The sequence below is a fragment of the Enterobacter sp. DTU_2021_1002640_1_SI_PRY_ASU_LCPMC_013 genome, from assembly GCF_032389435.1.
GTDB lineage: Bacteria > Pseudomonadota > Gammaproteobacteria > Enterobacterales > Enterobacteriaceae > Enterobacter > Enterobacter hormaechei_C.
The window spans coordinates 4762883-4775281 of record NZ_CP135594.1 but is presented as its reverse complement, the minus strand read 5'-3'; the positions used below and the strand labels follow the sequence as shown (position 1 = coordinate 4775281).

At 57.6% G+C, this 12399-nt stretch carries 12 protein-coding genes; 5 read left to right on the top strand and 7 right to left on the bottom strand.

From position 1 onward, the window contains the following. Window positions 1–30: 30 nt before the first annotated feature. From rhaS (RS584_RS22810) to rhaB, 4 genes are all read right to left on the bottom strand, one after another. Window positions 31–1017, bottom strand: coding sequence for a rhamnose ABC transporter substrate-binding protein (gene rhaS / locus RS584_RS22810; protein ID WP_032649875.1), 987 nt, complete (start codon window positions 1015–1017; stop codon window positions 31–33). Between the two features lie 82 nt (window positions 1018–1099). Beyond that, window positions 1100–1930 (bottom strand): rhamnulose-1-phosphate aldolase, encoded by an 831-nt coding sequence (rhaD, locus tag RS584_RS22805; protein WP_015569930.1) that lies wholly within the window; start codon window positions 1928–1930, stop codon window positions 1100–1102. Between the two features lie 115 nt (window positions 1931–2045). Next, complete coding sequence (gene rhaA / locus RS584_RS22800) at window positions 2046–3305, bottom strand: L-rhamnose isomerase (RefSeq protein ID WP_315748684.1); 1260 nt, start codon at window positions 3303–3305, stop codon at window positions 2046–2048. Continuing rightward, window positions 3302–4771 (bottom strand): rhamnulokinase, encoded by a 1470-nt coding sequence (gene rhaB, locus RS584_RS22795; protein ID WP_315748682.1) that lies wholly within the window; start codon window positions 4769–4771, stop codon window positions 3302–3304. The genes rhaA and rhaB overlap by 4 nt, the downstream gene beginning before the upstream one ends. A gap of 301 nt (window positions 4772–5072) precedes the next feature. On the opposite strand from rhaB, the gene rhaS (RS584_RS22785) reads away from it, so the two are divergent. Together rhaS (RS584_RS22785) and rhaR are read left to right on the top strand one after the other, a co-directional pair. Beyond that, window positions 5073–5909 (top strand): HTH-type transcriptional activator RhaS, encoded by an 837-nt coding sequence (rhaS, locus tag RS584_RS22785; RefSeq protein ID WP_315748680.1) that lies wholly within the window; start codon window positions 5073–5075, stop codon window positions 5907–5909. Between the two features lie 73 nt (window positions 5910–5982). After that, a complete protein-coding gene (gene rhaR, locus RS584_RS22780) occupies window positions 5983–6831 on the top strand; it encodes an HTH-type transcriptional activator RhaR (RefSeq protein WP_315748678.1) in 849 nt (282 codons plus the stop codon). Here rhaR and rhaT read toward each other — a convergent pair whose 3' ends face one another. Next, window positions 6832–7866, bottom strand: coding sequence for an L-rhamnose/proton symporter RhaT (gene rhaT / locus RS584_RS22775; RefSeq protein WP_017694058.1), 1035 nt, complete (start codon window positions 7864–7866; stop codon window positions 6832–6834). Window positions 7867–8154: 288 nt separating this feature from the next. Between rhaT and sodA the strand changes: the two genes are divergently transcribed. Together sodA and yiiM are read left to right on the top strand one after the other, a co-directional pair. Continuing rightward, the gene (gene sodA / locus RS584_RS22770) at window positions 8155–8775 is read left to right on the top strand and encodes a superoxide dismutase [Mn] (RefSeq protein ID WP_003861999.1); all 621 of its coding nucleotides are present in this window, start codon (window positions 8155–8157) and stop codon (window positions 8773–8775) included. 66 nt (window positions 8776–8841) lie between these two features. Beyond that, on the top strand, window positions 8842–9516 hold the full coding sequence (gene yiiM / locus RS584_RS22765) for a 6-hydroxyaminopurine reductase (protein WP_315748677.1): 675 nt from the start codon (window positions 8842–8844) through the stop codon (window positions 9514–9516). A 118-nt stretch (window positions 9517–9634) separates the two neighbouring features. Here the strand turns inward: yiiM and cpxA are convergent, their stop codons facing one another. Both cpxA and cpxR read right to left on the bottom strand, forming a co-directional pair. Beyond that, window positions 9635–11008, bottom strand: coding sequence for an envelope stress sensor histidine kinase CpxA (gene cpxA / locus RS584_RS22760; protein WP_015569937.1), 1374 nt, complete (start codon window positions 11006–11008; stop codon window positions 9635–9637). After that, window positions 11005–11703, bottom strand: coding sequence for an envelope stress response regulator transcription factor CpxR (gene cpxR, locus RS584_RS22755; RefSeq protein WP_003862004.1), 699 nt, complete (start codon window positions 11701–11703; stop codon window positions 11005–11007). Before cpxR ends, cpxA begins: the two co-directional genes overlap by 4 nt. A 150-nt stretch (window positions 11704–11853) precedes the next feature. Between cpxR and cpxP the strand changes: the two genes are divergently transcribed. Further along, window positions 11854–12360: a cell-envelope stress modulator CpxP gene (gene cpxP / locus RS584_RS22750; RefSeq protein ID WP_003862006.1), complete on the top strand. Its 507-nt coding sequence runs from the start codon at window positions 11854–11856 to the stop codon at window positions 12358–12360. Window positions 12361–12399 lie beyond the last annotated feature (39 nt).

Genomic DNA, 12399 nt, shown 5'->3' with positions numbered 1-12399 from the left:
GGGAGAGGGCTAGGGTGAGGGGGGAAAGGATCAAAAGATTTTCGAGAACTTATCAATATTGCTGGCATCGTAAACGAACGGCTCGGCCATCGCGCCGTTGCCGTCGGCATCCAGCTTCACTTTGCCCAGCTTGCCCATGCTGGCCTCGCCTTTCGTGGCGGTGCCTTTCACCAGGTCATCCGCCAGGTAGGTTGCGGCATAGCCCAGGTCAATCGGGTTCCAGATGGCAAAGCTCTTGCTTGCGCCGGACTTCACCGCGCCCGCCATCTCAGACGGCAGGCCTAAACCGGTGACGTACACTTTGCCAATCTTGCCCTGGTCCTTCACCGCCTGCGCGGCAGCCACAATGCCCACGGAAGAAGGCGAAACAATCACTTTCAGCTCCGGGTAGGTTTTCAGCAGGCCGACCGCTTCGCGGTAGCTCTTGTCAGAGAGATCGTCCCCGTAGGCCACGGTTACCAGATTGACGGACGGGTACTTCGGTAGCACCTTTTTCATCTCCGCAATCCAGGTATTCTGGTTGGTGGAGGTTGGCGTGGCGCTCAGCACCGCTACATCGCCTTTCTCCACGTTCAGCGCTTTCAGGGCATCGGCGGCGAGCTTGACGTTGGTTTCGCCAATCAGGGCGTTATTGGAGGGATTGAGATGGATTTGACGTCCGGCTTTCGCCACGCCGGAATCCCACGACACAACCTTGATGCCGCGCTGCATCGCTTTTTTCAGCACCGGCACGACGGCGTCCGGATCGTTCGCGGAAATTGCGATCGCATCCACGCCCTGGGCGATCAACCCGTTCAGCACTTCGATCTGCGCTTCCGCCGTGGTGGTGGTCGGGCCGGTATAAATCACTTTTACATCGCCTAACTCTTTGGCCGCCTCCTGCGCGCCGACGTTCGCTGCCTCGAAGAATCCATTCCCTAAGGACTTCGCCACCAGGGCGATTTTCACTTCTGCTAAAGCGGAACCGGACAACGCCAGAGCGGCAACGGTGAGGATCAAGCTTGCTTTTATTTTCATTGCTTTTACTCCACTGACTTGAGTTAGTTGTAGGGATTGCAGGTGGTTTTCGCCCCGTCTCAATGAGCGGGGCGCGATGTTGTTATTGGTACAAATCTAACGCCGACTGCATCGGGGTGACGCCAAAGCGTTTACCCAGGGCGATCAGCTCTTCCCGGGTGATGGTCTGCTTCATGCCGCCCATGGAATAGACCTTCACCAGCACCTCTGCGGATTTCTCGGCGGTGTCGATCAGGCCGAAGGTTTCATCCAGCGTCGGGCCGCTGCCGAAGACGCCGTGGAACGGCCACAGCACCAGTGAGTGTTTCTGCATGTCCGTCGCGGTTGCCTGGCCGATTTCGTCGGTGCCCGGCACCATCCACGGCAGAATGCCGACGCCGTCCGGGAACACCACCAGACACTCGGTGCTGCCTTCCCACAGCTTGCGGGTGAAGAAATCAGAATTATTTTCCAGCACGTAGGTCAGGGCGATCAGGTTGGTGGCGTGGCAGTGCATGATCACGCGGTCCTTGCCATTGGTCGCCTTGATGCGCTCGCAGTGGGAGAGGAAGTGCGCCGGCAGCTCAGAGGTTGGCACCGCCTCATCCGTCAGCCCCCACAGAATGTGGTAGCCCGCGCCGTCGCTATCCACTTTCACTACGCCGAGGTTGGCCTGCGGGTCGAGCTGAACGTTGCGGAAGAACTTCCCGGAACCGGTGACGATAAACGGCGTGTTGGCGAGCAGCGGCATCGGCTGGCTCAGGGCGATATAGCGCGGCTTCTGGTGGAAATCGGCCGCGAAGGGTTCGATATCCGCGTCGTCCAGGCGTAGCGTCAGGTTGCCGCCGTTGCGCTCGTCCCAGCCCTTCAGCCAGGCGTCGGAGGTGGCTTTGATCATGCCCTGGACGAACCAGGAGGTGGTGATGGTCTGCATAGTTTTCATTTCCAGTTATCGCGGTGAGGTTGAACCCTCACCCCAGCCCTCTCCCACAGGGAGAGGGGGTAAAAGTTCCCTCTCCCTGTGGGAGAGGGTTAGGGTGAGGGCAAAATTACCCGCGCTTATTCAATACGTCTTTCTCATATGCCCGCACGTTGTCCAGCCACTGGCTGCCCGCAGGCGCATCGTGACGCTGGCAGTACATCTCCCACACCGCCTGCCACGGCAGGGATTTCTGCTCTTCCAGCAGCGCCAGGCGCGCGGTGTAGTCGCCGTTTTCTTCCAGCTGTTTCAGGGCGGCGACAGGCTCCAGCAGCGCGCGCAGCAGGGCTTTCTTCATGTTGCGGGTGCCGATAACCCACGCCGCGATGCGGTTGATGGAGGCGTCGAAGAAGTCGAGGCCAATGTGCACGCGGTCGAACAGATCGTGGCGGATGATTTCGCTGGCAATCGCCTGGGTTTCGTCATCCAGCAGCACCACGTGGTCGCTGTCCCAGCGCACCGGACGGCTGACGTGCAGCAGCAGGCGCGGGACGTAGAGCATGGCGGCGGAGATCTTGTCGGAGATCACCTCGGTTGGGTGGAAGTGGCCGGCATCCAGGCACAGCGCGGTCTGGCGGCTGGTGGCATAACCCATGTAGAACTCGTTCGAGCCGACGGTATAGCTCTCTGCGCCGATGCCGAACAGCTTGCTCTCGACGGCATCGATGTGGTGCGCCGGGTCCAGCTTCTCGCTGATGACCTCATCCAGCGCGGCCAGCAGGCGCTGGCGCGGGGCCAGTCGGTCTACGGTGATATCCTTCATGCCGTCCGGGATCCAGATGTTCATCACCGACGGCGTGCCAAGCTGCTCGCCGAAATACGCAGAAACGCGGCGGCTGGCTTTGACATGGTCGATCCAGAACTGGCGGATTTCGTCGTTGGCGTGCGCAAGGGTAAAGCCGTCCGCGCTCAGCGGGTGCGAGAAGCAGGAGGGATTAAAGTCCAGGCCCAGCTTGTTGGCTTTCGCCCACGCCACCCAGTTCGTAAAGTGCTCCGGTTTGATTTCATTACGCGCCACCGGCTCGTCGGATTCGAGATAAATGGCGTGCAGATTCAGGCGCTTTGGCCCGGGGATCAGGCTCAGCGCCAGCTCCAGATCCGCACGCAGTTCGGTGGCGTTGCGCGCTTTGCCCGGATAGTTACCCGTGGCCTGAATACCCCCCGTCAGGGAACCGCCCGGGTTTTCGAAGCCAGCAACGTCATCACCCTGCCAGCAGTGCATGGAGACGGGCAGACGGTCGAGCTGGCGCAGCGCCTCTTCGACATCCACGCCGACGGCGGCGAAACGCTGTTTAGCCAGGTCCCAGGCTTGTTCTAGTTGAGTGGTCATGCGCAAAGCTCCTTAGTCAGTCGTTTTTGCTGAAACTGCGCCCGGTAGCGGGCAATTTCATGGCAGGGATGGGGGGTGAAGGTGGTCAGGCTGTTATTCGCCGTCACCACCGAACGGAAATCGTCAACGTTGGACAGTTCGTCCAGGGTCATCAGCTGAATGCCGATATTGCCGAGCGTGGAGGCTTCAATCGGACCTGCCACCACGGTAATGCCGCAGGCATCCGCGCAGAGCTGGTTCAGCAGTTGGTTCTGGCAGCCGCCGCCCACGATATGCAGCTGCGTGAACGGTTTGCCGCGAAGGTCAGCCAGTTCGCTCAGGATGTCGGCATAGAGCAGGGCGAGACTGTCAAAAATGCAGCGCGCCAGCTCGGCGGGGCGGGAAGGTACCGGCTGCCCCGCTTCAAAACAGGCGGCCTGGATTTCAGCGCTCATGTGCGCCGGATTGATAAAGCGGTCGTCGTTCGGGTTAATCAGGAAGGTGCAGGCCTTCAGCGTTTCGGTTTCCGCGATAAGCGCGGGCAGGTCGGTGATGTTCTGCTCTTTCAGCACCCGCTGGAGAAGCCACAGGCCCATGATGTTCTTCAGCACCCGGTAGCGCCCTTCGGCGCCACCTTCGTTAGTGATGTTCGCCGCCAGTGCGACATCGCTGGTGTAGGGTGTTTTGCTCTCAAAGCCCATCAGCGACCAGGTGCCGGAAGAGAGGTACGCCCCGTCTTTGCCGGCGAGCGGCGAGGCAATGACCGCGCTCGCGGTGTCGTGACTGGCGACGGCGACAACAGGGATTTCATTCCCCTGCGGGCAAAGCCAGTGGCCGATCACATTGCCCGGATGGGTTGGCGCGCCGAACCAGGAAGGCGATGCCCCCGTCCACGCCAGCAGATGTTCATCCCAGTTATCGGTGTTGATGTTAACCAGCTGCGTGGTGGTGGCGTTGGTGTATTCCCAGTTCATGTTGCCGGTCAGACGGTAGCTTAAGTAGTCCGGGATCAGCAGCGCATGCGCCACCTTTTCGACCAGCTCTGGCTGTTGCTCAACCAGCGCGCGCAGCTGATACAGCGTGTTAAACGGCAGAAACTGAATGCCGCTGCGACCATAGATGTTCTCCTTGCCAAGCTGGGCGATGGCGTGCGCCATTAGCCCATCGGTGCGGCTGTCGCGGTAGGAGACGGGCAGGCCGACGCGTTCGCCGTGACTGTCCAGCAGTACGTAATCCACACCCCAGGTATCAATGCCGATACTGTCGATGCGAATACCGTCTTCGCAGACGTTGTGAAGTCCGGTGCGGATCTCTGCTTCCAGGGCGTCGATATCCCAGGTAACAAAACCGTCCTGTTTTTGCAGACAATTGGCGAAACGGTGCATTTCGCGAAGCGTAAGGGTGTGCAGGTCGCAGTCCCAGGTGGCGAGCATTACACGGCCGCTGGATGCGCCTAAATCGACAGCCACACAATGGCGAAAAGTCATGGTCGGGTCCTTTCTTAAGTCATTAGCGAGGAGTGTAAGAAAGGGAAGAAATAGCCACCTTCTCGCCACTGACAGCCCAAATCTCGCGCTGGCAAGAAAGCAAAGATGAACGTGAGGGAGTTCACAGTTTCCAGTAATGGCGGGGTTTGCAGGCAGTGTGACGCTGACCGCATTTCCTGATCTTTCCGCCTGTTTCTTGAAAAACCGACAGCTTTTGCGCGGTTTGCTGTCAAAAATTTAAGGTGAGCGTGGAAGGCCTTAATTACTATTTTGAGAACTTTTCTCATTGGTGGGGGCCGTTATGACCGTACTGCACAGCGTCGATTTTTTTCCTTCGGGGGCTTCGCCGGTCGCGATTGAGCCACGGCTGCCTCAGGCTGCGTTCCCGGAGCATCATCATGATTTTCATGAAATTGTGATTGTTGAGCACGGAACGGGTATCCACGTGTTTAACGGTCAGCCGTATACCATCAGCGGCGGTACGGTGTGCTTCGTGCGCGATCACGACAGGCACCTGTATGAACATACCGACAACCTTTGCCTGACCAATGTGCTCTATCGTTCTCCGGATGCGTTCCAGTTTCTCTCCGGGCTGAATCAGCTGTTGCCGCAGGAGAAGGACGGTCACTACCCCTCGCACTGGCGGGTGAATCAGACCACGTTGCAGCAGGTGCGTCAGCTGGTGAGCCAGATGGAGCAGAGCGAGGATGGACAGGAGACGCACGCCATTGCTACCCGCGAGCTGCTGTTTATGCAGCTGCTGGTGCTGCTGCGGCGCAGCAGCCTGGTGGAAGGGCTGGAAAATAACGACGCGCGCCTGAATCAGCTGATGGCCTGGCTGGAAGATCATTTTGCCGAAGATGTCTGCTGGGAAACGCTGGCGGATGACTTTTCGCTCTCGCTGCGCACGCTGCATCGTCAGCTCAAGCAGCATACCGGGCTGACGCCGCAGCGCTACCTCAACCGTCTGCGCCTGATCAAAGCGCGGCACCTTTTACGTCATACCGACGAAAGCGTCACCGATATCGCCTATCGCTGCGGATTCGGCGACAGTAACCACTTTTCGACGCTTTTTCGCCGGGAGTTTAACTGGTCGCCGCGCGATATTCGTCAGGGGAAAGACGCGTTGCTTCAGTAACGCGAGGGCAGTCACCGTTTTTTTGCTGCAAAAAGGCTAATAATGTCCGGTTATTCGCCGTAGAGGTTGTGGTGTGGCTGCTCAGCTCATTCTTCGCAAAGATGATTTTTTTGCCTCCGCGAGTCAGGCCGTCGCGGTGGCCGACCGCTACCCGCAAAACGTCTTTGCCGAGCACACCCACGAGTTTTGCGAGCTGGTGCTGGTATGGCGAGGCAACGGCCTGCACGTCCTCAACGACCGCCCCTACCGCATCACGCGCGGAGACCTGTTCTACATCCGCGCTGAAGACAAACACTCCTACGCCTCGGTTAACGATCTGGTGTTGCAGAACGTCATCTACTGCCCCGACAGACTTAAACTGAATGTCGACTGGGCGGGCAATATCCCCGGTTTTCATGATGCCAGAGGCGAACCGCACTGGCGCTTAAGCAGCAACGGCATGGCTCAGGTGCGCCAGACGATTTCCCAGCTGGAGCAGGAGAGCCAGAAGAGCGATCCGGTGGCAAACCAGATGTCGGAGCTGCTTTTTGCCCAGCTGGTGATGACCCTGAAGCGGCATCGTTACGCTACGGATAATCCCTCTGCTACCACACAGGAAGCGCTGCTGGATAAGCTCATCACCCGGCTTGCGGGCAGTCTGAACAAGAGTTTCGTGCTGGAAAAATTCTGCGAGCAGGAGCAGTGCAGCGAGCGCGCGCTGCGCCAGCAGTTCCGCAACCAGACGGGGATGACGGTCAACCACTATCTGCGCCAGCTGCGCATCTGCCACGCCCAGTACCTGTTACAGCATACGGAGCTGATGGTGAGTGAAGTGGCGATGCGCTGCGGCTTTGAGGACAGTAACTACTTTTCGGTGGTGTTTAACCGTGAGGTGGGGATGACGCCGGTTCAGTGGCGTCATCGCAGTCGAAAGGCAGCGTAATCAGTTCGCCATGCCGAGGCCGACGATATTGGCCGCAATGATAATCACCACACAGCCCAGGCTCAGCACGCCAACCGGACGACGCCCGGCGTTGTTCCACTCTTTCAGCACCAGCCCAACCAGCCCGCCGCACAGCACGTAGAAGCTCATGTGCAGCATCCAGCTCATGTAGTCATACTGCGCCGGAATACTGGCGTGACCCCAGGCGTAGAAGAAGAATTGCAGATACCACATCAGACCGCCGAGGGCGGAGAGCAGGACGTTGGTGACGATCAGCGGTTTTGCCAGCGAGAAGTCGGCTTTTACCGACAGGTTCTTCACTTTTGCCAGACGAATGAAGCAGAAGCCGAGGTTTACCAGCGCGCCGCCGCCCATGATCACCACGTAGCTTGGCAGGGCAGCGTACAGCGGATCGACGCCCAGCGCCGCAGCGGCATCGTGCATCGGTTTGGCGGCGTTCATGGCGAACGACATGCCCGCCGAGAATACGCCGCACATCACCGCCAGCAGCAGCCCTTTCTTCAGGTTGAACTCTTCGGCTTTGATGCCCATCTTGCGTTCTTTCAGCTGGCCTGCGCGGGTGACGATGCCCACGCCGATCACCGCCACCAGCACGCCCAGCAGCGTCATTCGCCCGCCCTGGGTGTTGATCAGCACGTCGAAGTGGCCGTTGAGGATTGGCGTCATCAGGGTGCCAACAATCAGCGTAATGCCAATCGCGATGCCAATCCCCATCGACATGCCTAGGTAGCGCATGGTGAGGCCGTAGTTGATATTACCGATGCCCCACATCGCGCCGAACAGGAATACCGGCAGCAGGGTGGAGGCGTTAAAAGAGGAGAAGTAGCCCCAGAAATCGGGCAGCAGCATGGCGCTGATTGTCCACGGCAAAATCAGCCAGGACACGGTGCCGCCAACGGACCACATGGTTTCCCATGACCAGCCTTTCACCTTTTTAAACGGGGCATAGAAACAGGCTGCACTGGCCGCGCCTATCAAATGCCAGAAAATACCCATCGTAATCGCATGATTCATTTTTACATCCTCATCGTTTTTATAGCCGGAGGCTTCCCGCCGACTTGATGAGTGTAAAAATGAGGCGGTTTGGGAACCTTCAGAAGGTTGCCGCACTTTTGTTCAGGATGGCAATCAGCACGTTAAGCACGTGAGCAGACTCACAATTTTGTCATTTATCAAAAATCTAATAACCTTATAAAAACTACGGCATTGATAATCATTTTCAATATCATTTAATTAACTATAATGAACCAACTGCTTACGCGGCATTAACAGCTGTGCCGCCCGACAATAATGGAGAGGATTATGAGTTATACACTGCCATCCCTGCCGTATGCCTACGACGCACTGGAACCGCATTTCGACAAGCAGACGATGGAAATCCATCACACTAAACACCACCAGACCTATGTGAACAACGCGAATGCTGCGCTGGAAAGCCTGCCAGAGTTCGCTAATCTGCCTGTTGAAGAGCTGATCACCAAACTGGACCAGCTGCCGGCAGACAAGAAAACCGTGCTGCGCAACAACGCGGGCGGTCACGCTAACCACAGCCTGTTCTGGAAAGGCCTGAAAACCGGCACCACCCTTCAGGGCGACCTGAAAGCGGCTATCGAGCGTGACTTCGGTTCCGTTGACAACTTCAAAGCGGAATTCGAAAAAGCCGCTGCAACCCGTTTCGGCTCTGGCTGGGCGTGGCTGGTCCTGAAAGGTGACAAACTGGCGGTCGTTTCTACCGCTAACCAGGACTCCCCGCTGATGGGTGAAGCTATCTCTGGCGCATCCGGCTTCCCAATTCTGGGTCTGGACGTGTGGGAACACGCTTACTACCTGAAGTTCCAGAACCGTCGCCCTGACTACATCAAAGCCTTCTGGGATGTAGTGAACTGGGACGAAGCAGCAGCGCGTTTCGCCGCTAAAAAATAAGGTTGCATTGACGCCTGTGAGAAGCGAGTCTGATGACTCGCTTTTTTTGTATCTGAAGGAGTGGAGATGCATTACCCGGTGAATGTGTTTACAGGCAAGGTAAGGGAGTACGAAGGCAGCCGCCCGAGCGCCATCGCCAAAGTGCAGGTCGACGGTGAGCTGACGTTGACCGATCTCGGGCTTGCGGGTGACCAGCAGGCTGAAAAGAAAATCCACGGCGGGCCCGATCGCGCGCTGTGCCACTATCCGCGCGAGCACTATCAGCACTGGAAAGCCGAATTCCCCGAGCAGGCGGATCTGTTTGTCGCGCCCGCGTTTGGCGAGAACCTCTCGACCGAAGGGCTGACCGAGAAAAACGTCTTTATCGGTGACATTTACCGCTGGGGCGATGCCCTTATCCAGGTGACGCAGCCGCGCTCGCCGTGCTTCAAGCTCAACTTCCATTTCGGCATTAGCGATATGTCCGAGCAGCTGCAAACAGCGGGCAAAACCGGCTGGCTGTACCGCGTGGTACTGGCCGGGCAGGTTTCTGCGGATGCACCGCTTGAACTAGCGTCGCGCCTGAGCGATGTCTCGGTGTATGACGCCTGCGCCATTGCGTGGCATATGCCGTTTGACGACGAGCAGTATCATCGCCTGCTGTCGGCTGCGGGGTTATCCACCAGCTGGACAAGAACGATGCAGAAGCGGCGTTTAACCGGGAAGATCGAGGATAATTCGCGGAGATTGTGGGGCAAATAGCGCCCTACAAATAGTAGGCCGGGTAAGGCGACGCCGCCACCCGGCATTTGTACCTCTGCGCCTGTTTTCGCCCGGTGGCGCTGCGCTTACCGGGCCTACATTACGGTGCCAGAGTAAACTAAGAACGCTTATACAGCGGCAGCCACAGCGTTAACCTCAGCCCGCCCAGCGGGCTGTCATCGGCTTTCACCCAGCCACGGTGCTGTTGCATGGCGGTTTCAACAATCGCCAGACCTAGCCCCGTACCACCAGATTCACGGTCGCGCGCCTCGTCGGTACGGTAGAACGGACGGAAAATCTGCTCGCGATCTTCCGGGCTGACGCCAGGACCATCGTCATCGACAATGACGGTAATCCCGTCTTTATCCACCGAAAACGCCACTTCGATCTTCGTGTGCGAATAGCGCAGGGCGTTACGCACGATATTCTCCAGCGCGCTTTCCAGCGTATTGGGGTTACCGTAGAGCGGCCACGGGCCCGGCGGGAAGTTGACGGTGAACGATTTGCCCATCTGCTCCGCTTCGAACGCCGCGTTGTCCAGCACCTCATGCCAGAGGTGATTGGCTTTCACCGTTTCGCTCACCAGCGCGTTTTTCTGCTGATTGCGCGACATCACCAGCAGATCGTTGATCATGCTGTCCAGGCGATGCGCTTCCGTCTCAATACGCTCCAGCTCTTTGCTCTCACCGCTGCGGCGGCGCAGCAGGGCGGTACCCAGCTGTAAGCGCGTGAGCGGCGTCCGCAGCTCGTGGGAGATATCCGACAGCAGGCGTTGCTGCGCGGTCATCATGCGGTCAAGAGCAGAGACCATCTGGTTAAAACTGGTTCCGGCGGCCAGGAACTCCTGCGGCCCGGATTCCAGCTCCGGATGCTGCCTCAGGTTGCCCTGCGCCACTTCGTCCGCCGCATTTTTCAGCTTACGCGCCGGTTTCGCCAGGCTCCACGCCAGCCATAACAGCAGCGGGGAACTGACCAGCATCGTGACAATCAACAGCAAAAGCGGACGGTCAAACAGCAGGTTGATAAAGTCGGACTGGGAACTGCTCGCAGGGCGAATCAGATAGAGCTGGTAATTGTCTTCCCCATCCCGCACCGAGAAAGGACCGACCATCTCTACCCGACCATATTTCTTTTTCTGTGGGTGATCGGCATTATCCGCCTGGCCAATAAAGTTGCGGATAATCTGCATTTCATTGCGATCGGCCCCAATCACGCGGCCTTCACTGGTGACCAGTAAAAGACGTTGTCCGGGGGGCGCCCACTTGTCGATAGCGCGAAACAGCCTGCGCCACCACATTAAATCGTTCGGCGGATCGTTTGCCAGCTCCGCTTCCACGTGCTGCTCGATCATCACGCCCTGACGTTGCTCGCTGTCGAGTAGCTCCGTCATCTGGCGTGAGTCGAGTTTTGGCAACATCAAAACGAGCATTAAAACCAGTGCCAGCGTCAGCCAGAAGATGGCGAAGATGCGGGCGGTTAAGCTGCCTATCATGAAGCGGAAACCATCAGATAACCGCGACCACGCAGGGTTTTAAACCAGGGGTGACCGTCTTTACGCTCCGGCAGCTTACGGCGCAGGTTCGAGATATGCATATCGATGGCGCGGTCAAACGGGGTGAGGCGTTTGCCGAGCACTTCCTGGCTTAAGTGTTCACGCGACACCACCTGGCCGAGATGCTGCGCCAGCAGATACAGCAGGGTGAACTCGGTGCCGGTTAGCTCCAGCGTTTCACCATCGAAGCTCGCTTCCTGGCGGCCCGGGTTCAGGCTCAGGGAGTCCACTTCCAGCGTAGGTGAGCTGTTGTCGGTATTCTGCTGCTGCTCGCTCCAGTGAGAGCGGCGCAGGATCGCGCGAATACGGGCCACCAGTTCACGGTCGTTGAACGGCTTAGGTAAATAGTCATCCGCACCCAGCTCAAGGCCGAGTACGCGGTCAAGCTCGCTGCCGCGTGCGGTCAGCATAATGACGGGGGTCTGGTGTGTCTGGCGAAGCTCTTTCAACGTATCAATACCGTTTTTCTTCGGCATCATGACGTCGAGCAAAAGTAAATCGATGCTGTCGTCAAGGAGACTCAGCGCCTGCTCGCCATCATGGGCAACCAGGACGTTGAAACCTTCCATGTCGAGCAACTCCTTTAAAAGAGATGTGAGCTCTCGGTCATCATCAACTAACAGGATTTTATTCATTGTTTAAATACCTCCGAGGCAGAAATTACGACATCAAGGCTATCTAATCCATGACTTTACGTTGTTTTACACCCCCTGACGCATGTTTGCAGCCTGAATCGTAGACTGTCTCTCGTTGAATCGCGACACGAAAGATTTTGGGAGCAAGTGATGCGCAAAGTTACCGCTGCCGTCATGGCCTCAACGCTGGCCTTCAGTGCGTTTAGCCAGGCTGCTGTAGCTATCATCAGCGATAACGGTTCCTCAGCAGAGGGCGCAACGCAGCACAGCAGCCAAAGCCATATGTTTGACGGCATAAGTTTAACCGAACATCAGCGTCAACAGATGCGAGATCTGATGCAGAGGGCAAGACACGACCAGCCCCCTGTTAATGTTAGCGAAATGGAGACAATGCATCGCCTTGTCACCGCAGAAAATTTTGACGAAAGCGCTGTACGCGCTCAGGCCGAAAAAATGGCGCAGGAACAGGTTGCCCGCCAGGTAGAGATGGCGAAGGTTCGCAACCAGATGTTCCACCTGCTAACGCCCGAGCAGCAAGCGGTTTTGAATACCAAACATCAGCAACGTATGAATCAGTTGCGTGAGGTTGCACGGATGCAGCGAAGCTCAGATATGACGCTTTTCAGTAGCAATAGCAGTACCCGTAGTAACCAGTAAACCCTGTTTTCCTTGCCATAGACACCATCCCTGTCTTCC

What these genes read in the sequence shown, in the direction of transcription:
- rhaS (WP_032649875.1), bottom strand. Translation starts at nt 1,017, where the DNA reads ATGAAAATAAAAGCAAGCTTGATCCTCACCGTTGCCGCTCTGGCGTTG.
- rhaD (WP_015569930.1), bottom strand. Translation starts at nt 1,930, where the DNA reads ATGCAGACCATCACCACCTCCTGGTTCGTCCAGGGCATGATCAAAGCC.
- rhaA (WP_315748684.1), bottom strand. Translation starts at nt 3,305, where the DNA reads ATGACCACTCAACTAGAACAAGCCTGGGACCTGGCTAAACAGCGTTTC.
- rhaB (WP_315748682.1), bottom strand. Translation starts at nt 4,771, where the DNA reads ATGACTTTTCGCCATTGTGTGGCTGTCGATTTAGGCGCATCCAGCGGC.
- rhaS (WP_315748680.1), top strand. Translation starts at nt 5,073, where the DNA reads ATGACCGTACTGCACAGCGTCGATTTTTTTCCTTCGGGGGCTTCGCCG.
- rhaT (WP_017694058.1), bottom strand. Translation starts at nt 7,866, where the DNA reads ATGAATCATGCGATTACGATGGGTATTTTCTGGCATTTGATAGGCGCG.
- sodA (WP_003861999.1), top strand. Translation starts at nt 8,155, where the DNA reads ATGAGTTATACACTGCCATCCCTGCCGTATGCCTACGACGCACTGGAA.
- yiiM (WP_315748677.1), top strand. Translation starts at nt 8,842, where the DNA reads ATGCATTACCCGGTGAATGTGTTTACAGGCAAGGTAAGGGAGTACGAA.
- cpxA (WP_015569937.1), bottom strand. Translation starts at nt 11,008, where the DNA reads ATGATAGGCAGCTTAACCGCCCGCATCTTCGCCATCTTCTGGCTGACG.
- cpxR (WP_003862004.1), bottom strand. Translation starts at nt 11,703, where the DNA reads ATGAATAAAATCCTGTTAGTTGATGATGACCGAGAGCTCACATCTCTT.
- cpxP (WP_003862006.1), top strand. Translation starts at nt 11,854, where the DNA reads ATGCGCAAAGTTACCGCTGCCGTCATGGCCTCAACGCTGGCCTTCAGT.